The 22094-nt window shown below is 59.8% G+C and carries 26 protein-coding genes, 1 rRNA gene and 1 riboswitch; of the genes, 3 read left to right on the top strand and 24 right to left on the bottom strand.

Translation table 11 applies throughout. From position 1 onward, the window contains the following. Window positions 1-189: 189 nt before the first annotated feature. The 12 genes from spoVG to LKX83_RS28410 form a co-directional block, all read right to left on the bottom strand. A complete protein-coding gene (gene spoVG, locus LKX83_RS28355) occupies window positions 190-477 on the bottom strand; it encodes a septation regulator SpoVG (RefSeq protein ID WP_227886209.1) in 288 nt (95 codons plus the stop codon). A 109-nt stretch (window positions 478-586) separates the two neighbouring features. Then, window positions 587-985, bottom strand: a complete 399-nt coding sequence (locus LKX83_RS28360; protein WP_227886210.1) for a RidA family protein — start codon at window positions 983-985, stop codon at window positions 587-589. Between the two features lie 13 nt (window positions 986-998). Further along, window positions 999-1838: a pur operon repressor gene (gene purR / locus LKX83_RS28365; RefSeq protein WP_227886211.1), complete on the bottom strand. Its 840-nt coding sequence runs from the start codon at window positions 1836-1838 to the stop codon at window positions 999-1001. 134 nt (window positions 1839-1972) lie between these two features. Then, the gene (ispE, locus tag LKX83_RS28370; protein ID WP_227886212.1) at window positions 1973-2836 is read right to left on the bottom strand and encodes a 4-(cytidine 5'-diphospho)-2-C-methyl-D-erythritol kinase; all 864 of its coding nucleotides are present in this window, start codon (window positions 2834-2836) and stop codon (window positions 1973-1975) included. 222 nt (window positions 2837-3058) lie between these two features. Further along, the gene (locus LKX83_RS28375) at window positions 3059-3241 is read right to left on the bottom strand and encodes a small, acid-soluble spore protein, alpha/beta type (RefSeq protein ID WP_227886213.1); all 183 of its coding nucleotides are present in this window, start codon (window positions 3239-3241) and stop codon (window positions 3059-3061) included. 135 nt (window positions 3242-3376) lie between these two features. Continuing rightward, window positions 3377-3652 (bottom strand): biofilm formation stimulator Veg, encoded by a 276-nt coding sequence (gene veg / locus LKX83_RS28380; RefSeq protein WP_185672758.1) that lies wholly within the window; start codon window positions 3650-3652, stop codon window positions 3377-3379. Window positions 3653-3804: 152 nt separating this feature from the next. Continuing rightward, complete coding sequence (gene yabG, locus LKX83_RS28385; RefSeq protein WP_227886214.1) at window positions 3805-4677, bottom strand: sporulation peptidase YabG; 873 nt, start codon at window positions 4675-4677, stop codon at window positions 3805-3807. A 66-nt stretch (window positions 4678-4743) separates the two neighbouring features. Further along, the gene (gene rsmA, locus LKX83_RS28390) at window positions 4744-5646 is read right to left on the bottom strand and encodes a 16S rRNA (adenine(1518)-N(6)/adenine(1519)-N(6))-dimethyltransferase RsmA (RefSeq protein WP_227886215.1); all 903 of its coding nucleotides are present in this window, start codon (window positions 5644-5646) and stop codon (window positions 4744-4746) included. Beyond that, complete coding sequence (rnmV, locus tag LKX83_RS28395; protein WP_227886216.1) at window positions 5643-6206, bottom strand: ribonuclease M5; 564 nt, start codon at window positions 6204-6206, stop codon at window positions 5643-5645. Before rnmV ends, rsmA begins: the two co-directional genes overlap by 4 nt. A 445-nt stretch (window positions 6207-6651) precedes the next feature. Continuing rightward, window positions 6652-7803 carry a 3D domain-containing protein gene (locus tag LKX83_RS28400; RefSeq protein WP_227886217.1) on the bottom strand — a complete coding sequence of 384 codons (1152 nt, stop codon included), beginning with the start codon at window positions 7801-7803 and terminating at the stop codon, window positions 6652-6654. A 414-nt stretch (window positions 7804-8217) separates the two neighbouring features. Further along, window positions 8218-8430: riboswitch (cyclic di-AMP (ydaO/yuaA leader) on the bottom strand. Window positions 8431-8584: 154 nt separating this feature from the next. Beyond that, the gene (locus tag LKX83_RS28405; protein ID WP_227886218.1) at window positions 8585-9382 is read right to left on the bottom strand and encodes a TatD family hydrolase; all 798 of its coding nucleotides are present in this window, start codon (window positions 9380-9382) and stop codon (window positions 8585-8587) included. A gap of 58 nt (window positions 9383-9440) precedes the next feature. Further along, a complete protein-coding gene (locus LKX83_RS28410) occupies window positions 9441-10733 on the bottom strand; it encodes an HD domain-containing protein (RefSeq protein ID WP_227886219.1) in 1293 nt (430 codons plus the stop codon). A gap of 324 nt (window positions 10734-11057) precedes the next feature. Here LKX83_RS28410 and LKX83_RS28415 point away from each other — a divergent pair, with 324 nt between their 5' ends. Then, a complete protein-coding gene (locus tag LKX83_RS28415) occupies window positions 11058-11312 on the top strand; it encodes an AbrB/MazE/SpoVT family DNA-binding domain-containing protein (protein WP_185672753.1) in 255 nt (84 codons plus the stop codon). A 221-nt stretch (window positions 11313-11533) separates the two neighbouring features. On the opposite strand, the gene rsmI is transcribed toward LKX83_RS28415, so the two are convergent. The 11 genes from rsmI to LKX83_RS28470 all read right to left on the bottom strand — a co-directional run bounded on the left by rsmI (window position 11534) and on the right by LKX83_RS28470 (window position 20731). Next, window positions 11534-12418 (bottom strand): 16S rRNA (cytidine(1402)-2'-O)-methyltransferase, encoded by an 885-nt coding sequence (gene rsmI / locus LKX83_RS28420; protein WP_227886230.1) that lies wholly within the window; start codon window positions 12416-12418, stop codon window positions 11534-11536. Between the two features lie 176 nt (window positions 12419-12594). Then, entirely contained in the window at window positions 12595-13350 is a 756-nt protein-coding gene (locus LKX83_RS28425) for a tRNA1(Val) (adenine(37)-N6)-methyltransferase (protein WP_227886231.1), read from the bottom strand. 213 nt (window positions 13351-13563) lie between these two features. Then, a complete protein-coding gene (locus LKX83_RS28430; RefSeq protein ID WP_370639144.1) occupies window positions 13564-13929 on the bottom strand; it encodes an initiation-control protein YabA in 366 nt (121 codons plus the stop codon). 52 nt (window positions 13930-13981) lie between these two features. Beyond that, window positions 13982-14782: a PSP1 domain-containing protein gene (locus tag LKX83_RS28435; protein ID WP_227886221.1), complete on the bottom strand. Its 801-nt coding sequence runs from the start codon at window positions 14780-14782 to the stop codon at window positions 13982-13984. A gap of 40 nt (window positions 14783-14822) precedes the next feature. Next, window positions 14823-15806, bottom strand: coding sequence for a DNA polymerase III subunit delta' (gene holB, locus LKX83_RS28440; RefSeq protein WP_227886222.1), 984 nt, complete (start codon window positions 15804-15806; stop codon window positions 14823-14825). Between the two features lie 108 nt (window positions 15807-15914). Next, on the bottom strand, window positions 15915-16358 hold the full coding sequence (locus LKX83_RS28445; RefSeq protein ID WP_227886223.1) for a YaaR family protein: 444 nt from the start codon (window positions 16356-16358) through the stop codon (window positions 15915-15917). Between the two features lie 24 nt (window positions 16359-16382). Next, on the bottom strand, window positions 16383-16712 hold the full coding sequence (locus tag LKX83_RS28450) for a cyclic-di-AMP receptor (RefSeq protein ID WP_227886224.1): 330 nt from the start codon (window positions 16710-16712) through the stop codon (window positions 16383-16385). A gap of 86 nt (window positions 16713-16798) precedes the next feature. Then, window positions 16799-17431, bottom strand: coding sequence for a dTMP kinase (gene tmk, locus LKX83_RS28455; RefSeq protein ID WP_227886225.1), 633 nt, complete (start codon window positions 17429-17431; stop codon window positions 16799-16801). Beyond that, entirely contained in the window at window positions 17403-18920 is a 1518-nt protein-coding gene (gene wsfD / locus LKX83_RS28460; protein WP_227886226.1) for a glycan biosynthesis hexose transferase WsfD, read from the bottom strand. Before wsfD ends, tmk begins: the two co-directional genes overlap by 29 nt. 8 nt (window positions 18921-18928) lie before the next feature. Continuing rightward, window positions 18929-20395 carry an aminotransferase class I/II-fold pyridoxal phosphate-dependent enzyme gene (locus tag LKX83_RS28465; RefSeq protein WP_227886227.1) on the bottom strand — a complete coding sequence of 489 codons (1467 nt, stop codon included), beginning with the start codon at window positions 20393-20395 and terminating at the stop codon, window positions 18929-18931. A 150-nt stretch (window positions 20396-20545) separates the two neighbouring features. After that, window positions 20546-20731 carry a sigma factor G inhibitor Gin gene (locus LKX83_RS28470; protein ID WP_227886228.1) on the bottom strand — a complete coding sequence of 62 codons (186 nt, stop codon included), beginning with the start codon at window positions 20729-20731 and terminating at the stop codon, window positions 20546-20548. A 170-nt stretch (window positions 20732-20901) separates the two neighbouring features. Between LKX83_RS28470 and LKX83_RS28475 the strand changes: the two genes are divergently transcribed. Then, window positions 20902-21417, top strand: coding sequence for a transposase (locus LKX83_RS28475; RefSeq protein WP_227886229.1), 516 nt, complete (start codon window positions 20902-20904; stop codon window positions 21415-21417). Between the two features lie 84 nt (window positions 21418-21501). Then, the gene (locus tag LKX83_RS34520; protein ID WP_227886232.1) at window positions 21502-21849 is read left to right on the top strand and encodes a sigma factor; all 348 of its coding nucleotides are present in this window, start codon (window positions 21502-21504) and stop codon (window positions 21847-21849) included. A gap of 56 nt (window positions 21850-21905) precedes the next feature. Here LKX83_RS34520 and rrf read toward each other — a convergent pair. Then, a 5S ribosomal RNA gene (gene rrf, locus LKX83_RS28485) occupies window positions 21906-22022 on the bottom strand. Window positions 22023-22094 lie beyond the last annotated feature (72 nt).

Raw genomic sequence — 22094 nt, forward strand, 5'->3', positions numbered from 1 at the left:
ATGAAAAGAGAGCCCAAAGAGGCCCTCTTCCCGGAAAACGTCATGACTTGAATGCGCCTTGCGAAGCATTTCGGCCGGCGGGCCGGGCATAAAAACGGCCCCGCCGTCCACGAAAGACGACGAAGCCGTTCCTACCTAAAACCAATATCTGTAATCATGCCGGATGCATTCGCGCGAAGCGAACACGCATTATGCACCTTCTACCAGTACTTCTTCTTCTTCCTGAGCTGCGCGCTCGTATTCGGCCAGCACGGCGGTTTGGATCTTCTCCCGCGTACCGGACGAGATCGGATGAGCGATATCGCGGAACTCCCCGTCGGGCGTCCGTTTGCTAGGCATTGCTACGAACATGCCATTGTTGCCGTCAATGACACGAATGTCGTGAACGACAAATTCGTTGTCAATGGTAATGGAAGCAATAGCCTTCATGCGCCCCTCGGAATTGACGCGGCGGAGTCTCACATCTGTAATTTGCACTTGTGTTCACCACCTTTGCCCCATCAGAAGACTTGGTGTAATATTCCACAAATCCGTGCAAATTCCTTCTTATTACTGGAAAAACGGTTGTAAAAATTAAAAATATTTTTTAATTCCTTACAGTATCGACAGATATCTCCGCAATCAGCTCAATTTCGACAAAAACATCCCTCGGCAGGCGTGCCACTTCGACCGTCGAGCGGGCTGGTTTGTGGTCGCCGAAGTAGCTGGCGTACACCGCGTTGAACGCGGCGAACTGGTTCATGTCCTTGAGGAAGACGGTCGCCTTGACGACATTTGAAAGGGTGGCGCCTTCGGCCGCGAGCACCGCCTTCAAATTGCGGAATACCTGATGGGTTTGTTCTTCGATTCCTCCTTCGGCAAGCTCGCCGGTAGGCAGCAGCGGAATCTGTCCCGAGGTGAAGAGCAGATTGCCCATTCGCACCGCTTGGGCGTAGGGGCCGATGGCGGCGGGGGCTTCGGTGGTGGAAACGATTTTGAGCGACATAATCTTATTCCTCCTAGGACGAGTGGATGTCGTTAAAATAGTTGCCCGGCTGAACCGTAATTTGCTTGGTCTTCAGATCGACCTCGGTCAAGCGCGCGAGCGAAATGTAATCGTGCAACAGGCGCTCTTCGCTGTCGATCTCGCCGGATTCGACGAACACGCCGACGCCGGCGACATACGCCCGGAACTCGTGCAGCAGGTCGACCATCCCCTGGATGGTGCCCCCCGCCTTCATAAAGTCGTCGACGATCAGGACGCGCGACTGCTCCTTCAGCGCCCGGCGGGCAAGCGACATCGTCTGGATGCGTTTGGTCGAGCCGGAGACGTAGTTGATGCTGACGACGGAGCCTTCCGTCACCTTGTGGTCGCGGCGGACGATGACGACGGGAACGTTCAAATATTGAGAGGCGGCGTGCGCCAAAGGGATCCCCTTGGTCTCTACCGTCATGATGCAGTCGATCTCGCGGTCCGCGAAAGCAGTCGCGAACATGCGGCCCACCTCCTGAAGCAGGCCGGGCTGGCCGAGCAGGTCGGTCATGTACAAATAGCCGCCTGGGAGCAGTCGATCCGGCTGCTCGAGCATGCGGCAGATGTCGGCGATTTTGCCCAAGGCTTCTTCCTTGCGGCACTTCGGGATGAAGCGCACGCCGCCGGCCGCGCCAGCGAGCGTATGGAGCTCGCCGATGCCGTCGTCCTCGAATACTTCCTTGATGATCGCCAGGTCTTCGCTGATCGACGATTTGGCCGACTGGTAACGATCGGCAAATGCTGTCAGCGAAATTAACGTATGAGGACGGGCTAATAGGTATTGCGTCATTTCTACGAGACGCGCGCTACGTTTCAATTTTTTCACAATTCCTCTCTCCCGTCCAAAACCCGAATATTTTAACGTCATCATAACATTTTTATCCGGTTTTGGGCAAGGAGTCTCCTTATTAATGGAAATGTACCTTACATTAGATGTGATCTCGTTGTCGTGCGGCTCTTTTAAGTGAGCATCCGAACCACATACACTTCTTTGCAGAAGCCGCGCAGTCCGTTGTAGAGGCGAGCGACTTTGGATTCCTTGGACACGAGGCCGAACACGGTCGGACCGCTGCCGGACATGAGGACGCCGTCCGCGCCCAGGCGCTTCATGACTTCCTTGATCTGGCGTACCTCGGGGTATCGGCCCAGGGTCACCGATTCCAGCACGTTGCCGAGACCGGCGCAAACATCCGCGAAGGACCCGCGCGCGATCGCATCCAGCATGCCGGGGATCGAGGGATGGTCCTGGATCTCGTTCGCGCGAAGCTTGCCGTACACGTCCGCGGTCGAGACGTTGATCGGCGGCTTGGCGAGCACGACCCAGCAGGGCGGAGGCGGAGCGATGCTCTCGAGCCGTTCCCCTCTTCCGCGCGCGACGGCGGTTCCGCCGCGAACGCAGAAGGGGATGTCGGAGCCGAGCTCCGCGCCGAGGTCCTCCAGCTCTTGAACCGTCAGTCCGAGTCCCCACAGCCGGTTCAGCCCTCGCAGCGCCGCAGCCGCGTCGCTGCTGCCGCCGGCCAGTCCTGCCGCGACCGGGATTTGCTTGTCCAGATGGATGTAGACGCCTTTGCAGACGCCATAGCGCTCCTTGATCAGGCGGGCGGCCTGAAAGGCGAGATTCTTCTCGTCGAGCGGGATGAATCCCGCTTGGCTGGAAAGCACGATCTGATCGCGCGGCAGCTCCTCCATCTCCAAGCGGTCGGCCAGGTCGACCATCGTCATGATCATTTCGACTTCGTGATATCCGTCGTCCCGCTTGCGCAGCACGTCCAACAGCAGATTAATCTTGGCGGGGGCCTTTTCGTATACCTTTGTCATGGTCATCACCTGCTAAGCGAGCTTGTCCGCTAAGATTGCATAACGGCGATTTCGCCCCGTTCGTTGGAGCGAAGGCGGCGCAGATCGCCCGGGTTGAAAAGCTTTACATATTATAACAAACCCCGGCCCGAAATGCGATTTGGAACCGCAGCCCAAAAACGCCCGCATGTATGTAAAGACGGCGGTCCGTCTGCCGGATGCCGCCGCCGTCGTATCCATTCGCTTGCGCTATTGCTGCTGCTGACGGGCCGCCGCCTGTTCGGCGATCTGGATGGCCCGCTTGACCATATTGCCTGCGTCTTTGGCCCGGATACCGCCCCAGCCTTCCTGCTGGACCGTATCGTAAAAGCCGAGATCCTTGGCGAGCTCCGTCTTGAACTGCTCGGACATCGTACTGCGTCTGCGGCTCATTCGTCAACGCCCCCTTCGCGCAAGTGACGCCTTCGTTGGCGTTCCGGGCTAGGGTGCCCGAAAACGGCCTTTCCCATGCAAAACGGGCAGCGCCCGCGCCAACGCGCGAGGACTGCCCGTACAAGTGAAATCGAGTCAATGCGACAAGTAGCTGATGCGGACTTGGCCTTCTTCGTTGCAAAGCATCACTTCGACGGACTCGGTCAGAATGTCGGCGTAGCTGTACGAGACGCGCTTGAACGCATTCTGTTCCTGGTCCAACTTGACGATGAACACCGACGGGTAAATTTCCTCCAGCACGCCCGTGCGTTCGATGGTTTTACGACGGCCACCGTTGGCGCGGAGCATGATCTTGGCGCCGATATGCGGCTCCAAGCTTCGTTTGATTTCCAGAAGCGCGTTTTTGGACATGTCCACTACCACCTCTTTCTCTGTCAATTATAACTAAAAAGAGGTGGTTTGTCAAACAGGAGAAATATTATAGCAGTACCCAAGTTTTATTGTCAATAATGTTTTGGGGGTGTAATCGGCTTTTTTGTGAAAATAGGCCTTTGGACGGACGATTACGCAAAATCCGGGGCGGGCGTCACCGATTCCGGCAGCTTCATATTCGGTACGCCCACGCGGTACTTGCCGACCGTCTCCACGCCGCCGACGCCTTGCATGCCGCTGATCGTATGCGAGATCACGTCCGAGATGTCGATCGTCTCCCGGAACGGCGTGAATGCGGCCCGCACCGCCACGTAGACCGGGTCCAGGGCGTGGATCATGATGCGCCCCGGCGAGCTCGCAAAGTTCGAGCCCGCGTAGAGCAGCGCCTCGAAATGCGACTGGCACGCCCCGGCGACGACGACGAGCGAATCGCGGCTGCGCTCGTAGCTGCGCGCGACATGAACGGCGTTCACGAAGTTCGCCGAGTTTTTGTAGCTGGACAGGGCGAGCAGGTTGCTGCGGGACTTCAGCACGCCGTCGTGGCCGGTGATGACCACGATGTCAGGACGCACCTGCGGGAGCAGCCGCCCGAGAATAAGCGGCATCTGCGACTCGTGGCAGTGGACGCCGTCCGCGGGGATGCGGAGCTGGTTGTACACGGCCATGCTTTTCTTCAGATAGCTCGCGTCTCCGTCGAGATGGAGCACCTTGCCGGGCATTTCGAAAAAGGGCCTGCGCGGAACGGAATCCTGGCCGAAGGCCGACTGCGCCTGCTCCCGCTCCACCCGCATCCGGTGCAGCGACTCGCTGGCCTGTATCCGCGCCCGGCGGGATCCGCCGAGCTCGTCCGGGTTCCGTACCGGCGCGAGGTCCGTCACCGGCGCATCCGCGAGCAGGCGATAGTCGGTCCCCCGCAGCACCGCCATTTGTTCGTTCATTACCGCAATTCGAAACAGAACGTCACCGCCATACGATTTGCGGACGACCAAATCTCCTTGCTTCATGGGCGAATCACCTCTTCCGTCTATCGTATGGAGGCATCCCGCACATGGTGCACGGAGTTATGGATTCTAGGAAAGAAGCTTGGCCTCGGCGAGGGCGTCGGCCAGCGCGGCAAATTCCTTCAGCGACAGCGTCTCGCCTCGGCGCGTCGGGTCGATGCCGCAGCGCTCGAAGACGCCGCCGAGTTCGGCTTTGCGCTCCTTGCCGACGAGCGCGGCCAGATTGTTGCCGAGCGTCTTGCGACGCTGGGCGAAGGCTGCGTGAACGACGCGGAAGTAGCGCTCCTCGTCGCTCACGTCGACGGCGGGCTTCGGCCGCCGCTTCAGCTTGATGACGGCGGAATCGACGTTCGGCGCCGGGATGAAGGCGCCCGACGGCACGATGCAGACGAGCTCCGGCTCGCAATAATACTGCACGGCGATGCTGAGCGTGCCATAGTCTTTGCCGCCCGGCTTCGCGGCCATCCGCTCGGCTACCTCCTTCTGCACCATGACGACGATGTTCTCGATTGGCAGATGCTCCTCGAGAAGCCGCATAATGATCGGCGTCGTCACGTAGTAAGGCAAGTTGGCCACGACGCTGACGCTTTCCGTCCCGGCGAACCGCTCCTGCCACAGCTGCCGCAGATCCGCCTTCAGCACGTCCGCATGAACGACCGACACGTTGTCATAGGGGGCGAGCACGTCCTGCAGGATCGGGATGAGCCTGCCGTCGATCTCGAGCGCGGCGACCCGTCCGGCCTCCTGCGCCAGCCGCTCCGTGAGCGCGCCTACGCCAGGACCGATCTCGAGCGCGCCTTTGGCGGGGCCGAGGTCGGCGGCGTCCACAATCTTGTCGAGAATGTTTTTGTCGATCAGGAAGTTCTGCCCGAGGCTCTTCTTGAACGTAAAGCCGTGCTTGCGGATGATATCCTTCGTCCGCGTCGGCGTCGCGATCGCGGCCGCTCTCGTATGGGTCTGATTCGTCGTCATGTCGTCTCTCCTTCGCTCTCCAGTCGCTCCAGCGCCTCGGCGAATTCCGCCCGCGTAATGCGGAACATGACGCAGCGCTTGTGGAACTGCTTGCCGTTGGCGTAGCCGATGCCGAGCAACTCGCCCATCCGCTCGCGCCGGCCGGCCGCCTCCGCATGGACGATGAGGCCGGCATCGATCAGATCGCTCCAGGCGATCTCCGCCTCCGCGGCCGCCGTCTCGGGCGCCTCCGCGGTCCGCACGCGGGCGAGCGCGCCGCGGATCGCCTCCGGACTCGCGTGCTCCACGCCGAGACCGTCCCGCCCCCGTGCTTCGTCCCGCGTCAGGAAGGCGTGCTTGCACCCCGGCACCCGCTCCGCGATGATCTTGCGGATCTTCTCCCCCGGCACATCGGGGTCCGTGAACACGATGACGCCCCGCCGCTCGTAGGCGAGCTCGATGCGGCGCAGCACGCCCTCGTCGATCGCGGAGCCGCCCGTTTCGATCGTATCCGCCCCGACCGCCCGGCGTACGGCAACCGTGTCTTCCTTGCCTTCCACTACGATTATTTCGGAGATCATGAATACCGGTTCCTTTCCGCATAACCCATCCTCAATAACGTCTATTATAGCCGACTTGACCCTCGCGCACGAAAAAAACGCCGTTTTCCGAAAAAGAAAGGGTCATTCGGCGGCGGGCGGGTTAAAAAAAAGATCAGGGGCATGTAACCTTTCCCCTTGCTCAGGCGTCCTATTGGTAACAGACTTTTTCGACCTCTGCCTCCGAGCGGTTCGGCTTGTTTTCGCCTGGCGGGCAGCCAAGTAAAAACGGCTTTGCCGTCTTCCCGGACGGCGACACGTTTTTATCGGAGGTCATACAGAAATGGATACGGTAAAACTTATACATGCTGTAAGACCAAAAAAGAAGAGGCCTCTTCGGCCCCTTCCCCTCGCCACGGCCTTCCGGCCATGCTAATGAAGCATAACGATCATGGCTAGACATCGATCCTGCCAAACCGCTCAAGTCTCAATCCGCAGTCGGCTTCACCGGTCCGATGACGTGGACGGTATAGCCCCGCTTCAAGCCGAACTTGTTCGCATATTTTTCGCTGTCGTAATAGACGTCGATTTTTTTGCCTTTGATCGCGCCGCCGGTATCTTCCGCGCGGCGGAATCCGATACCTTCGATGTACACCCACCAACCGATAGGAATCACCTTGGGATCGACGGCGATCGTGCGGCCTTCGGCCACCTTCGTGCCCGATGCCGTAATCCCGTAGCCGGCATCGCCTTCGCTCTTGCCGGTCGACGCGGGCCCCGCCGAATAAGCGGTCAACGTCATGTTGTTGATCGTCTGCTTGACGCGGACCGTCTGGCCGCCCAGCTTGATCGTGCGCGGCTGGTTCGCTCCCGCGTTGTAGGACAGCGTGGTGACCGCTGGTTTTTTCTTCGCGCCGACGGCGACGACCTGCTGTACCGCAGGCTGCTCCATCGACTTGGCGATCATCTGTTCGCTGACGAGCTTGCCGTCTTCGTAGACGCGCTGATACGTCTTGACGAGGCGGCCTTCCTTGCCGGTGCGGACGACCTTCTGCTGTCCTTCGAGCAGGCTCGGGTCCTTCTGCTTCACGACCGTATAAGCGACGGGATGCTGAGTCGCGACGATGTCCTTTTTGACGCGTACGACCTTGATGGTCGTGCCTGGTTCGATCGGAGCGCTCAGCGCCGGGAATACCCGGTCGTCCCCGGTGAGGGGGACTTTCAGGTCGGCGAGCGCCTCCTGAACGGTGTCGGCAGTCGTATATTTGAGTTCGTTCTTCCCGTCCGCGGCCAGCGTGACGCCGACGGCGCGGTCGATAACGATACGGCTTCCATCTTGCAGGGATGCGGTTAACGCTTGAGAAAGTTCATCGTTAGGTCCGACCGTGATGTTCTGTTCCTCGAAGAGGGATTTGACATCCGTCGTTCGGGTTTGGATGACGGTAGATTTTCCGCCGTCCACGACTGTCACGCTCATGGCGGACGCGCCGTGCAGCAGCATGATCAAACAGATGGTAAGAGCAAAGGACAGAATTGCGCTCAAGAGAATCAAACGCAAATGCTCATGCAACCATCGCGCTGCGTGAAGCTTGCCGGTCGGTCGTGGATCATGGGTTCCCTGGATAGGAACTGCACCCATTTTCTCGTTCCTCCTTCATAGCCTCGCCGTCGACTGTTAAGCATGACTTCGTCTGACGCGACTATCCATTTGTGGTAACGGCGCGGAAGCTCGTGTGGAGCGGCAGTCACACGAACGATTCGCCGCCTTGCCCAGCTCGAGGGGTCGCGAGCGCCCAATGATCAGATTCCCCTTGTTACACATCGTGCGTAGGCCTCGGACAAGCATGCCTTGTAAGGACGACCTCGCCATCCTCGGAAGAGGGCGGGCGCATTTTACGGGAGGCGACGGGCCATCAAGATGACGTGGGCTTCATGCTTGGCTGGCGCGCGCCGAAAGGCAGCATGCTTTTCGGGCACAAAAAAAGCCGGCGACAGAGGACCTGTTCGTGGCTTCCGCTCAAGGTGTAAAAGGGGAATTGGGCAGCACGAGGTTGACCTCTCTCTACTACGCTTACGAGGTTAGCTGTCGGGTTCGGGCGTGGAGAGTCGCCCTATCCGCGGGCATCGGACACCGATCGCTGGACCGGTTTCCTTGTTTGCGGAATTCACCCCAAGATTGCTCACCCGCATCCGCCGAGCGATCGCGGCTCGGCATCTGCGTCGGGTCCCCCGATCTCCGTTAAGGGAGATTCAGCGTACTGGAAAAGGGATGACATATTCAAACTCTTGAAACTGATGATAACCTCTCGCCCCCGAAGGTGTAAAGAACGGTCAAAGCGTGAATTTAGCCTTTTTCCCCGGAAATATCGCCGTTTTTTCGTAATTCGAAGATAAAAAACCAGTTTTATCTGAGAAAAGAGTTATTTTTCTTGCATTGTAACCGTTTTTTCTTCGAGTCGAAAACAGGCCCGCGCATTTAAGCTCGTTAAATCTTCTATATTTTCCCTGGTCAGGCCCTTGATTTCCGCAGCCGCATCTGCGACTAAAGACACATAAGCGGACTCGTTTCGCTTGCCTCGATGAGGATGTGGGGCCAGGTAAGGGGCATCGGTCTCGATCAGCAATCGGTCTAGCGGAACCTTGGCCAACACCTCCTTCGGGACACGCGCGTTTTTGAAGGTAACCGGTCCGCCGAAGGAGATATAGAAGTTCATATCGAGGCATTGTCGAGCTGTCTCCCAGCTCCCGGAAAAGCAGTGCATGATACCGCCGACTTCCGAGGCGCCTTCTTCCCGCAACAGGCGGACGACGTCTTCGTGCGCGTCGCGGTTGTGGATGACGATCGGCTTGTTCAGCCGTTTGGCCAGGCGAATCTGCTCCCGGAAGACGACGTGCTGGACGTCCTTGGGGGAAGTATCCCAATAATAGTCGAGGCCGATCTCGCCGATGGCGACCACTTTGGGGTGGGCGCACAGCCGTTCGATCCAGGCGAGGTCCTCTTCGAGCCGCATATCGATCGCATCGGTCGGATGCCAGCCAACGGCCGCATAGATAAAGGGATATCGTTCCGCGAGCGCCATCGTCGTCGGGATCGTCTCGCGGTTGAAGCCGATGTTCACGATCGTGGAAACGCCGGCTTCTCGCGCTCTCGCGATCACTTCTTCGCGGTCGTTGTCGAATTTGGGTGAATCCAGATGGGCGTGCGTGTCGAATAACATGTCGCTTGTTGTCTCCCTTCTATAGAGGACGCGCCCGAGCGCGTCCTTGCCTGTTTCCTTAGAGTCCCAGCAGGTCGCGGGTTTCCCGATTCAGCCGCGGGGCATGCGGGCGCACCAGGTCGTCCGGATAGTAGATGTAGTATTTCCCCGTATGCAAGCCCGCGATCGAGCGGATGATGTCGGACTTGAGCGAGATTTCCGTCAGCCGCTCCTTCGCGTCGAGCACGAGGACCGGCGCCTTGTCCGACGTGTCCGGCTGCGCTCCGGGCTTGTACACGTCATAAGGCAGATCGGTCGGCGTATCCATCTCCAAGTGGTAGTCCGGATCGAGGCCGATCTTCCGCCACTCGGTTCGGAGCCGCTCGGCAAGTGTTTCATCCGGCTGCTCCAGCGGTACATACTTGTAGAGTCGGCGATTTAAAAAACGTCTACATAGTTCCGCCAACAGCGGATCCCGTTCGTGCATCCACTGGCCGAAAGCCGTCTGCACCATGGCTTCGTCCAGTGCCAGATAGCTGTTCACCGTCATCGTTCCGCGCAGCAGCTGCTCCAGGGGAGGCAGCAGAAAACCGAACCGATAGCCGGCGCGGTGCAGTTCCTCGGCCCTGCGGAAAATCTGCCGCAGCAAGATCTCGGAGCTGCGCGTCACGGGGTGGAAGTAAATCTGCCAATACATCTGATAGCGGGACATCAAATAATCCTCGACGGCGTGCATTCCGCTTTCTTTGACCACGATCTGTCCTTGATGCGGGCGCAGGACGCGCAGGATCCGGTCGAGGTCGAACGTGCCGTAGTTCACGCCGGTGAAGTAGGCGTCGCGCAGCAGATAATCCATCCGATCGGCGTCCATTTGGCTCGAGACGAGGCTGACCACGATCGGTTTGTCGTATGTCTTGCGGATGACCGCGGCGACCTGCTCCGGAAATGCGGGGTCGACTTCCTTCAATATCCGGTTGATCCCGGTCTCCCCCAGGATGATCTCGCACGTCCACTCTTCGTGGTCCGTCCGGAACACCTGTTCGATGGAGTGGGAAAAAGGTCCGTGTCCGACATCATGCAACAAAGAAGCGCATAAACTTACCAATTTCTCCCCTTGCGGCCAATCCTTGTATCGATTACGCTCAAATTGGCTGATGATTTTCCTCGTAATCTCATACACGCCGAGCGAGTGGGAGAAGCGGCTGTGCTCCGCCCCGTGAAAGGTGAGATAGGATGTGCCCAGCTGCCGGATGCGGCGCAACCGCTGGAATTCGGGCGTGTTGATGAGCCCCCAGATCGTGGCGTCTTGCACGTAGATCGAATTATGAACCGGGTCTTTGAATACCTTCTCCTCTTCCAATTGGCGCAGCATGATGCACCTCCGTCAAATTTGGCAACTTGATTCGACAAATAGAGTGGATTTTGTCGAATTATGTCGTATTAGGTATGGGAAAATATATGCTCCCTGACCCTCTCTCCAGACTGCCTAAACCCCTACAACCACCGTAACGATAACCTTTTCCATCAATATTGTCATAATTAGATCGCGATACCCGGTTGACTTATTTGGGAATGGTTGGTACGATAGTAAGCGGAAAAGCCAGAAATTTGTCGAATGATGGCGACTTGCGGACAAGCTCTCGTGGCCCCTATCCGTATAGAACTTATTTTAACCTGTATGAAGGAGGATTTCCAAATGTTGAAATCAACGGGCATTGTACGGAAAGTGGATGAGCTGGGGCGTGTCGTCATCCCGATCGAGCTGCGCCGGACGCTGGGGATCGGAGAAAAGGATGCGTTGGAGATCTACGTGGATGGCGAGCGGATCATGCTGAAGAAGTACGAGCCGGCCTGCATCTTCTGCGGCAACGCGGAGAGCGTCACTTACTTCAAAGGAAAAATTGTTTGCAGGGATTGCTTGAAGGATTTGCCTACACCTGTGACAAATTAAAGAATATACGCTATAATAGAATCGTACTACGCCAAATTGTTAATTCTAACCTTTTTATATCTCCTTGCACCCCTCCCGGACTGGATGATCGGGAGGGGCTTTTTTCTTCGCCGCCGTCTGGGGCGGCTGCAGTTCCGGAGTCAGGACGGCGCATGGCGGTCCGGACGAGACGAACGGCTTCTCCTCTCGACCGAGGGCGAAGCCGTTCGTCTTGTTGCAGCTTACTTGCCGCCATGCAGCGCCTGGTACACGTCCCGGCGGGAGAGGCCGCGATCCCGCGCGGCGAGGCGCATCGCTTCCTTGCGGTTGCCGCCGCTCTCGCCGTCCGCGGCTGCGTAATGCGCCACATGCTCCTCGAGCGACAGCCCGCTCCACCAGTTTTCCGCCTGGGCCCCGCTTTCCGCCCTGCCCGTTTCGCCGGCCGCGCCGAAGGGGCTCGCCCCTTCGATGACGAGGCAGCATTCGCCGAGCGGCGGATGCTCCTCGAGATGTCGGAGGCAGCTGCGGATCGTGCCGCGGACAACTTCCTCGTGACGCTTCGTCAGCTCGCGGACGATCGCCATTCGCCGGCCGCCCCAGCGCTCGGCCAATCCGGCCAGCGTCTTCTTGAGCCGATGCGGCGCTTCGTAGAGGATTAGAGTCGCCGTCTCGCGCTCGAGCCCATCGAGGAAAGCGGCGAGGCCCTTGCGCTCCCGCGGCGGAAAGCCGGCGAACAGGAAGCGCTCCGTCGGCAGACTCGAGATGATCAGGGCGGACAGCGCCGCGTTGGCACCGGGGATCGGCACGATCGGGATGCCGCGGGCCGCCGCTTGGGCGGCCAGATCGGCGCCGGGATCGGAGATCGCCGGGATGCCGGCGTCGCTGACAAGCGCGATGCTGCTGCCCTCCTCCAGCAGACGCAGCAGCTCCGGACCGCTCGCTTCCTTATTATGTTCGTGATAGCTCACGAGACGGCCCGCAATCTCGAAGTGGGTGAGCAGCTTGCGCGTCTGGCGCGTATCCTCGGCCGCGATGAGATCGGCTTCCTTCAGCGTCCGGATGGCGCGGAAGGTCATGTCCTCCAGGTTGCCGATCGGCGTAGCGACCAGATAGAGCGTCCCCGGCATGCCGGAAGGCCGCGGCGCGAAGCTTTTTTGCACCTGGGCCTCGGCCTCGTCTCCCTTATCGTCTCCGTCATGGATCGCCGCTGCCGGATTCGCCGGGTTCAACCCCTTCGGAGGCAGCAGTGCTTCGCCGCCCGTCTCCGGGACCGCGGTCCTAGCTTTCTTGCCCGGTTTGCCCTTCATTCGCCGCCCTCCTCTCTCTGCCCTTCGTCGCCCAATTCCGCCTTGCGGCCATAGAAAATATCCAGCAGCTCTTGGGTATACTGCCGATCTTCGCCTTCGTATACGATAAGCGGCGGCAGCAGCCGAACCTCGGGCTTGCCCCCGAGGCTCGCTTCGATGAGCACCATGTTCGCCTCGGCGTTGACGCGCGAGTGGACGAAGCGGATCCGCTTCGGCTCCAGCCGGTAGCGGCTCATCGCACCCAGGATCTCCGCCAGCCGGGACGGCCGATGAACCATCGACACCCGTCCCCCCGGCTTGACGAGCCGCGCGCAAGCGGCCGTCACCTCCTCCAGCGTGCAGCCCAGCTCGTGCCGGGCCATCGCTTGGTGGAGATTGCCCTTGTGCTCGCCCGTTCCGACGGGCTTGTACGGCGGGTTGACCGTGATCGCGTCATAGGCGTCCGAACCGTGCAATGCGGGAAGTTCTTTGAGATTTCCTTCTATTATATAGATGCGATCTTCAAGCCCGTTGCAGGCGACGCTGCGGCGGGCCATGTCGGCCAGCCGGGGCTGAATCTCGATCCCCTCGATCCGGGCGCCGGTTCGCGTCGAGAGCAGCAGCGGAACGACTCCGTTGCCAGTGCACAGATCGAGCACGCGGCCGCGCGGAGGGACACCCGCGAATCGGGCAAGCAGCACGGCGTCCAGCGAAAAGCTGAACACCTCCGAGCTCTGAATGATCTTCAGCTCCTGGGTCAGCAGGTCGTCCATCCGTTCGCCCGGGAGCAGCCCGACCGTCTTCGTCGATCCTTCCCTATTCAAGGTCAAGCGAAGCCACCTTCCGTTCCATTTCTCCATGCCCATTAGCTTACTCGATTTGAGGCGGGAATGCCAGTCCGCGTCCCTGCAGGCGACCGGCATCCAAACGCAAAAAAACCGGCATCCCCTACAGGGGTGCCGGAGGATTGCGATGAAAGACCAGCGTTACTTACTGAGAAAGGACAAGCAGAACAGGCAATCGCCCTCCATCCGCAGATGTCCGTAATACACGTTGCAAATATGGAAGCCTTCATGGTACAGACGAGCCAAGTTGTCGTATCCTTCTCCGACTCCAACGGTCAAAGCCGATTTTTCTTCCCCGGAGACGTCGGCCGGTTCTTCCGCCGCCTCCGGATCCGCGTCGGAGATGGTCTCGCGCTTTAATATTTTCCGTAATTGTTGATTTTCGATCCGAAGCCGCTGGTTCTCTTCCACCAATTCCTTAATCTTCAGTTTGAGCGAACCGAAGTCCGAATGCAGGGTTCCCAAGTTAGCCTCGAGTTCGTTTACGCCTAGGAAAATATCTTTCATGGGCAACGCTCCACCTCAAGCAACAGGTTATGTCGTGACGTGAAATCTGACTTTACTTAACGACGACTTCTTCGAAGGGCAGCTCCTTGACCTTGCCGACCTCGAACAGCTGCACATGGACGGTGCGGCTTCCGGCGTTCAGACCGACGACTTTGCCGTCTCCGTAAGAGGTGACGACCATCTTGCCAACCGCAGGCATCTCTTCCTTGGCGCTCTCATAGTTGTCGTGCTCGAACTTCAAGCAGCACATGAGGCGTCCGCACAGGCCCGAGATCTTCGTCGGATTGAGCGACAGGTTCTGGTCCTTGGCCATCTTGATCGACACCGGCTCGAAGTCGCCGAGCCAGGACGAGCAGCAGAGCACCCGACCGCAAGGTCCGATGCCTCCCAGCATCTTGGCTTCGTCTCGCACCCCGATCTGCCGCAGCTCGATGCGGGTCCGGAAGACGCCTGCCAGATCCTTGACCAGTTCGCGAAAGTCGACGCGCCCTTCGGCCGTAAAGTAGAAAATGATCTTGTTGCGGTCAAATGTGTATTCCACGTCCACCAGCTTCATGCGCAGCTGATGATCCTTTATTTTCTGTAGTCCGATCGCGAACGCGTTCTTCGCTGCGCTGCGATTCTCCTCCACCGCATGGGCGTCGGTCTCGCCCGCGATCCGGATGACCCGCTTCAGCGGCAGGACGACATCCGATTCGCCCACCGTCTTCGGTCCGATGACGACCGTACCGTACTCGACTCCCCGGGCAGTCTCGACGATGACATGCTGATCCTTGATTACCGGATGCTCAGCGGGGTCGAAATAATAAACCTTGCCCGCTTTTTTGAAGCGGACCCCGACAACATCGTACAATATCTACCCCTCCCGCACGCCAGCAGCCCTCCGCACGGCTCTATGTGGCTGTCGCCGCTGACGTCACCAAAAATTGCTCAAAGGCTAACTGCGGCTGCACGTGCGCTTTGATTCGGCGGGATGCGGTCAGCGCCGCCTCCATCGCCTTCACCCAGTCATCGATGCTGCGGCTCCAGGCCTGCTTGGCCATCCACTCCCCTTGGTCGGGGAACACAAGCCGCTGTTCGCGCCCGGTCATGACGTAAATCATATCTCTATACCATAAGGCAAACATTTGCAGCAAAAGGTCGCAATGCTCGGCAAGATCCGTCTTAAACACCTGCTGCTGTGCGGTTAACAGAACAGCGGGGAACCGGGACGGGATCTCCTTGCCTAATTGTATCACTACGTTTCGGATTTCTGCAAACCAATTCTCTTGGGCGAGGGCGCGGCTGCCGTCGAGTCCGGAGGAGAGATGGACGGCCGCTTTGGCGAGCAGCGGCGGGATCCCTTCGGCGAAGAGCGTCTGCTCAAGCGCGACCGGATCGCCCGGCACAAAGGGAACGAGCTGCGTCCGGGACGCGATCGTCGGGAGCACAGCTTGCGTGCTTGGCGCGATCAGCATCGCTACGACCGGCGACGGCGGCTCCTCCAAAAACTTGAGCAAGCTGTTCGCCGCCTGAACCGTCATCGTCTCGGCGCCCTCGATGACATAAATTTTGCGGTCCGCGCTTGCGCTGCGGTAGGACAGCTCGCGCTGAAGCTCGCGGATCTGATCGATCTTTACGGTTGCGCCGTCCGGCGCGATCCGGTGCAGATCGGGGTGGTTGCCGTGCAGCACCTTGCGGCAGGAGAGGCACTCGCCGCAGGCGTCCTCGCCGCCTCTTTCGCACAGCAGCGTCTGGGCGAACGCCTGCGCCATCGCCCGGCGCCCGGTGCCGGCAGGCCCCGCAAACAAATAAGCGTGGGCGATCTTCCCCGAACGGAGAGCGCCCCGCAGCAGCGTCTTCGCCCGCTCCTGGCCGGGTATGCCGCCAATTGCCATGTTGCTACGCTTCCTTTCCATTCGACGGCCGCCGCATTCGCCGCGTGGCCGTCGAAGTGATGCCGTTTCCCGTTTGCCCGAGCCGCGCTCGGGCTCAAGCGGGAAAACCTAAAACACGAGATTGATCAGCAGTCCCCGGATTTCGCCGACCTTCTCGAGCAGCTCGAGACGGCCTTCCTCGTTGTGGAGCAGCTCTTCGCCCATCGAGACGAGCATCGTGTCGACTTCTTCGAGGATCTTGTAGCGCTTGCCTCGACCGCGACGATCCCAGCCCTTCGTCTCCTTGAGCCCGATTCCGCGCTTCACCGTGTCTTCGAGGAAGCTTTTGACCATGATGCGGTACAGCTTCAGTTCCCGCACGGTCATGGAGCGCATGAGTCGGTCGCCCTGCAGCCGGATATCCTCCAGCTTGCGCTGCAGCTCCTCTTGGGAGCGGCCTTCGTCCGACTGCTTCATGAAGTCGCCGAAGGTCTGCGTCTGCGGCGGCCTCGCGTTCGTCTCGTTGCGCTGTACCGTATTGTTAAGAGGGAAATACCCCGGTCCGATCTTCATTCCGCGCTCACCGCCCGATGCTCATTAGAAATGTTCGAAGCGCTCGACCGGCATGACGAAGACGGCCGCGCCGCCTACTTGGACTTCTACCGGGAAAGGAATATAGGAGTCGGCTGCGCCGCTGACGGGGGACACCGGAGTGACCAGCTGATCGCGCACTTTGCAGTTCGCGCGGATGACATCGAGCACCTGTTGAACGCGCTCGTCCTCGATGCCGATCAGAAACGTCGTGTTGCCGGCCCGCAGAAACCCGCCCGTACTGGCAAGCTTGGTCGCGCGGTACCCTTCCTTGATCAGCGCGTTGGAAAGTCTGTTACTGTCTTTGTCTTGAACGACGGCAATAAGCAGCTTCATCGGCTTCATCCTCTCTTTGGTTATCGCATCGTATTCCTACTATTATAAATTAGACGCGATGCGGGCGAATTCCTCTTTTCTTCGCCTCAATGCGATAACCGCGTCTCGAGCCGTGCCCATGCCGCATCCGCGATCCGCTCCGGAGACTCGGACGCATCCAGCGTCACGATCCGATCGGGGAACCGCTCCGCCGCCAGGCGGAAGCCTTCCCGGACGCGCCGGTGAAAGGATAATCCCTCGAGATCGAGCCGATTGACCTCGCGGCCGGCGTCCGCATGGATGCGGGAGAGCCCCGCTTCGGGCTCGATATCCAGATACAACGTCAAATCCGGCATGCAATCTTCGATGGCGAACCGGTTGATGTCCCATACTTCGTCGAATCCGAGCCCTCTGGCATGGCCTTGGTACGCCAGACTGCTGTCGACGAACCGATCGCACAGGACGATCGCCCCTCTGGCGATCGCGGGCAACACTTTTTCCGCCAGATGCTGTCTCCGGGCTGCCGCGTAGAGCAGCGCCTCGGTGCGCGCATCCATCGCGGTATGATCCCGGTTCAGGATAACGGCGCGGATCGCTTCGGCGATCGGGATACCCCCTGGCTCCCGCGTCGCAACGACCTCTTGACCCAACTGCTCGCATCGCCGGACCAGCTGTTCGATGAGTGTCGTCTTGCCGGCGCCTTCCCCGCCTTCAATCGTGATGAACTTGCCTTGCTTCACCCGTCATGCCCCTCTCTCCCTTACCCCGACGGGCCGTCCGACGACTCGCGATCCCATAGGCGGCCGCATGGACGACGCCGATGAGGGCGCTTAGGATCATCATATCAAAGCAGACGTTAAACATAAACAAATGCTTGCCGATGTCGGCTTCGCCGTCGCCCACGAGCGGCACCATCCAGGAGAACAGACCGGCCAGCGCGACGACGGCGAACGTCTCCGCGACGAGCCGAGCCGCCCGGCTGCGCATTCGCTTCCACCACAGCGCCAGAATGGCGAGATACCCGGCGAAGAAACCCGTGAACCATCCCAGTGTATGCGGCATATGTGTCCGCTTCCACTCGCTCCAGCCGCTGAAGGCAAAGATGAGGTCACCGCGCTCGCGTCCTTCGCGCTTGTCGTAATTGCCCAGGTAATAAGGGCGTAACGCAACGCCGTGGTCCGCCCCTTTGGCCAGCTTGTCTGCGAACCGTCCCGGGTGCCGAAGGTAAAACAAGGCGATGTCCCGGTGACCGAGCTTCTCCAGCACATCTTCGCGAAGCGCCGGATCGTTTTGCGGGATGACCGTGTCTTTTTGGAAAAAATTCGTCCCCGCGAGACCCGCGTACCGCTCCGGGATGCCCAGTTCCCGCATGTCCCCGGACACGTCCGGGGAATCCTTGAGAATGCCGAAAAAAATCGTCTGATAGAGATTGATGTGCCTCAGCTTGTCGGGGGCGATCGCGATCATCAAGACGGAGGCGAGCAGCAGGACGCCCGTCCCTGCCAGCACCCGGCGATGCCAGAAACGGTCGGCGCGCAGCGCCAGCATTCGCCAGGCGAGTACGGCGAAGGCGAAGCCGAGCGGCGCGTTCTGGATCTTGGAGGTCGCGACCGCGATGGCGGCGGCGATGAAGCCGGCGAACAGCCAGGCGGACGGCTGCCGGCTCCGCGCGAGCGCGACGGCGCAGGCGACGGCGAGCAGCATGCCGACAAGGGCGAAGGGCTCGCCGAAGAAAGATTGAAAATAAGCGGCATATCCGATATCGCCGAATACAATCAGCAGGGCGGCGCCAAGAAGCCCCGCGACAAGCCCTGTCAGCACCCGGCTCCGGGTCGCGGGCGCATGCCGGACCAGCAGACCGACGGCCGCCAGCATCAGGATCGAATAGCAAGCGCCCAGGACGCGAATGTCGAATACGCGCGAATTGAAGAGCCTCCCGATCCATCCCGCGATCGCGACGAGCACGACATGCGTCGACACGTAACCACCCGACGTGTAGCCCCCATAGCCGAATTCGCGATGGGCATAACCAAAGTAGCGGTCCGCGTAGCTCTCCTGCGGATCGGGATAAGCGATCCCCGCCGCCCCCATGACGCGAATGAAATCGCCGTTGTCGGCGACGCCGACGACCGGCGGAATCATGAGCAGATAGACGAGCAATACGGCGCCCGCGGCGACGGCGAGCCAAGACAGGCCATAGCGAATGTCGCGCTCCGGCTCCAAAGGCAAGGAACGAATCAGGATCTCCTCCTCATGTCCGTCAGGACTTGGATGGTACGGAAGGCGGCGTCCGCCGCCCCTTGAAAACGCGCGCCCCGGTCCCGCCATCGCGCGATGGCCGCTATTGCGTCCGATGTAACGGGCTCGCCCGGGAACAGCATCGGGATGCCCGGCGGATAAGGGATGACCCATTCGCCCGCAACGCGGCCGACCGCCTGATCGAGCGGGATCGCTTGGGTCTCGCCCGTATGGCGGCGGATGCGCACCGGTTCCGGGATTTCGCCGAAACCGCGGCTCGCGAGCTCGACCGTTGCGCCTGATGCTCCGCCGTTCAACCCGGCGGCTTCGCCATCGGCGCTCCCAGCTTCCGCAATCCGCCGCAGCGCCGCGACGAGCGCCTCGCCGTCTGCCGGCCGCGAGCCCGGGCCGAACGCGAGCACCGCGTGGCGCGGATCGGCCATCTCCGCGAGGCAGCCCTCCCGTTCGAGCGCCTCCTGCAGCTCGAAGCCGGAGAGTCGACCTGTCCGGTCGTACAGCGACAGCTTGAGCGGATCGGCAACCTCGAGCGCGTCGAACGGCAGCTCTACGAGCGCTTGGCGCACGACCCGAGTGGCCTTTAGAGCCGGTTCGAACATATGTTTCCCTTTGACCTGCAGCTGTCGCCGGGCCAAATCCAGCGAAGCCATGATCGGGTAGGACGGACTGGAGCTCTGCACCATCCGCAGCGCCTGCCGGATCGCGCCCCGCGACGCCAGTTCGCCCTGCAGATGCAGCATGGCGCCCATCGTGAGCGCGGTCAGCATCTTGTGCGTCGATTGAACGACGGCATCGGCTCCTCCTTGCAGCGCGGATGGAGGCACATCCGGGTGTTGACCGAAATGCGCCCCATGCGCCTCGTCCACCAGCAACGGGACGCCGCGTTCGTGGGCGACTTCGGATACGCCTTTCACGTCTGCCGGCATGCCATAGTAGTTCGGGCTCGTGAGGAAGACGGCGCGGGCTTCCGGATATCGGTCCAGGGCTTGTCTCACCGTATCGGGAGAAGGCGCGATCGCCAATCCCGAGGCCGGGTCGATCTTCGGTGGAAGGAACACTGCCCTCGCCCCGGCGAGCGCCAACGCGTGAATGACCGATTTGTGTACGTTGCGCTGCACGAGGAGGAGATCGTCCGCGTCGCACGTCCCCAAGATCATCGCCAGGTTCCCCGCGGTGCTCCCGCCTACGAGGAAGCATGTCTCGTCGGCGCCGAAGGCGGACGCCGCGAGCCGTTCGGCCTCGGCGATCGGACCGATCGGATGATGGAGATCGTCCGTGTCCGAGAGCTCCGTGACGTCGATCCGCAATAGCTCCTGATAGGTCCGATCGGCGCCGGGCTCGTCCCACGGGGCGCGCTGCTTGTGGCCGGGAACGTGGTAGGCATGGGGTTGCCTGTCGGCATGTCGGATTAAAGCTTCATATAAAGGCGCGGTCGCGCGGTTGTTCATGGGTACCCTCTCTTTTGAACGGCTGGTTATCTTGAGGGATATTATACCAAAGTATCGTCCTGCCACCGTCTTTCTAAACGAAAAATCGCCAGTCTTTGCAGACTGGCGACCGGAAGCGGTGCGGAGAACGGGCTGCGTCCCGCTCATCGGTTAAGCGTGGAATCGAACCCACAATTGTTTGAGCTGCTGGACGAAGAACGGATACCGCTCATCCTCTACTTTTGTTTGGACCATTTCCGACTCGCACGAGTGACAGATAAATGCGGTTACGACGGTGATGCCTTCCGTTTTTTGCTGTTCGCAGACGATACAGGTTTTGGTCTCGACCTGCTCCATCGACATTCCCGCCTTTTTGGCCATGTTTTCTTTAGTATGCACCGAATTCTATGAAAATATACGTCTTTCATAGTCCGTTTGCCCAAAAATCATAACATTGAACCTCGCGGCCGCCGATAGTAAGGATGGACGGAACGCCGTATGGCCGAGTCCCGAAGGAGAGGGCCTGCATGTCAACCCGGGAACCGACGATCTATCATTACAAGCTGGTACGCAAACTCGCATTGCGTCCCGAGACCAAATACAGCTACATGACCACCGCTCTGCTAGGCAGCGCCTTTATTACAGCCTTCTATGGTTGGCGCGGCCTCCTCTGGACTGCCGTCGGACTGCTCGTCATGTCCGCCGTTCATGCCGTTGTGCTCCGCATTACGATCCGGCGCGTCGATGCGCCATCGGGCCGGCGCTGGACGTTTCGGCTCGACTGGCCGTGGATCGGCCCGCTGCCCATCATGGACACAAGCCTGGCGCTATTCCGCCGCCTTCATTTTCACCTGACGCTCGTCGGCTTCTGCGTCGCCGGCCTCTTCTATCCTTGGGCCACGCCGCCGCTGCTCGTCGCGCTCGTCTATTGGCACATTTGGCTGATCTCGCCGCGCGTGACGCTGCTCATGCAAGTACGCAAAGAGCAGGGAGACGGCATTCTCCGGCTATCCGCAGAGGAAGTTTCGTATTATCATATTTGATAGTAGACTCGCATCCCGATCAGGGATGTTTTTTTCTGGGGAAAAGGGAACTTTCGCGTGCGTGCGTTGTCTATTTCCGGTGAGGTGAATCGATTGGAGGACCAATACTTGCAGGCGGTCGCGTCTCTGGAGGACGTCCAGCTCGAACAGCTGATCGCTTCGTATTGGAGCGATGTCTGGAACTTCATCTATATCCTGGTGCGGCGACGAGACGCGGCCGACGATTTGACGCAGGAGACGTTCGTGCGCGCTTTTCGCTCGCTCTCCACTTTCCGGGGGCAGTCCTCTTATCGCACCTGGCTGCTGCGGATCGCAGATGGATCTGGGTTTGCATTTCGAGTACCTGCCCAACGCCGATCCATACCTTCATACCTATACGCCCTTCCCTGCCGTATATGGCACGGTCGTCGACGATCGAAGGTCCTTCTTTAAGTAAAAAGCTGCGGATAAACGAACAAAAGAGCCCTTAGGGCTCTTTTGTCTTGTCGGCCTGGCGGCGTCCTACTCTCCCAGGACCCTGCGGTCCAAGTACCATCGGCGCTGGAGGGCTTAACGGTCGTGTTCGAGATGGGTACGCGTGGGACCCCTCCGCCATTACCACCAGACCAGATTGATGTACAGAGCTTGCGCCCTGAAAACCGGATGCGAAACGAAGCTGGAAACATCTTCACCTGTGA

Source organism: Cohnella baijiui (genome assembly GCF_020731285.1).
Taxonomy (GTDB): Bacteria; Bacillota; Bacilli; order Paenibacillales; family Paenibacillaceae; genus Cohnella.

Coding starts and splice junctions, on each gene's coding strand:
- LKX83_RS28360 (WP_227886210.1), bottom strand. CDS start 985: ATGTCGCTCAAAATCGTTTCCACCACCGAAGCCCCCGCCGCCATCGGC.
- ispE (WP_227886212.1), bottom strand. CDS start 2,836: ATGACCATGACAAAGGTATACGAAAAGGCCCCCGCCAAGATTAATCTG.
- LKX83_RS28375 (WP_227886213.1), bottom strand. CDS start 3,241: ATGAGCCGCAGACGCAGTACGATGTCCGAGCAGTTCAAGACGGAGCTC.
- veg (WP_185672758.1), bottom strand. CDS start 3,652: ATGTCCAAAAACGCGCTTCTGGAAATCAAACGAAGCTTGGAGCCGCAT.
- yabG (WP_227886214.1), bottom strand. CDS start 4,677: ATGAAGCAAGGAGATTTGGTCGTCCGCAAATCGTATGGCGGTGACGTT.
- rsmA (WP_227886215.1), bottom strand. CDS start 5,646: ATGACGACGAATCAGACCCATACGAGAGCGGCCGCGATCGCGACGCCG.
- rnmV (WP_227886216.1), bottom strand. CDS start 6,206: ATGATCTCCGAAATAATCGTAGTGGAAGGCAAGGAAGACACGGTTGCC.
- LKX83_RS28400 (WP_227886217.1), bottom strand. CDS start 7,803: ATGGGTGCAGTTCCTATCCAGGGAACCCATGATCCACGACCGACCGGC.
- LKX83_RS28405 (WP_227886218.1), bottom strand. CDS start 9,382: ATGTTATTCGACACGCACGCCCATCTGGATTCACCCAAATTCGACAAC.
- LKX83_RS28410 (WP_227886219.1), bottom strand. CDS start 10,733: ATGCTGCGCCAATTGGAAGAGGAGAAGGTATTCAAAGACCCGGTTCAT.
- LKX83_RS28415 (WP_185672753.1), top strand. CDS start 11,058: ATGTTGAAATCAACGGGCATTGTACGGAAAGTGGATGAGCTGGGGCGT.
- rsmI (WP_227886230.1), bottom strand. CDS start 12,418: ATGCCGGGGACGCTCTATCTGGTCGCTACGCCGATCGGCAACCTGGAG.
- LKX83_RS28425 (WP_227886231.1), bottom strand. CDS start 13,350: ATGGACGACCTGCTGACCCAGGAGCTGAAGATCATTCAGAGCTCGGAG.
- LKX83_RS28430 (WP_370639144.1), bottom strand. CDS start 13,929: ATGAAAGATATTTTCCTAGGCGTAAACGAACTCGAGGCTAACTTGGGA.
- holB (WP_227886222.1), bottom strand. CDS start 15,806: ATGGCAATTGGCGGCATACCCGGCCAGGAGCGGGCGAAGACGCTGCTG.
- LKX83_RS28445 (WP_227886223.1), bottom strand. CDS start 16,358: ATGAAGATCGGACCGGGGTATTTCCCTCTTAACAATACGGTACAGCGC.
- LKX83_RS28450 (WP_227886224.1), bottom strand. CDS start 16,712: ATGAAGCTGCTTATTGCCGTCGTTCAAGACAAAGACAGTAACAGACTT.
- LKX83_RS28465 (WP_227886227.1), bottom strand. CDS start 20,395: ATGAACAACCGCGCGACCGCGCCTTTATATGAAGCTTTAATCCGACAT.
- LKX83_RS28470 (WP_227886228.1), bottom strand. CDS start 20,731: ATGGAGCAGGTCGAGACCAAAACCTGTATCGTCTGCGAACAGCAAAAA.
- LKX83_RS28475 (WP_227886229.1), top strand. CDS start 20,902: ATGTCAACCCGGGAACCGACGATCTATCATTACAAGCTGGTACGCAAA.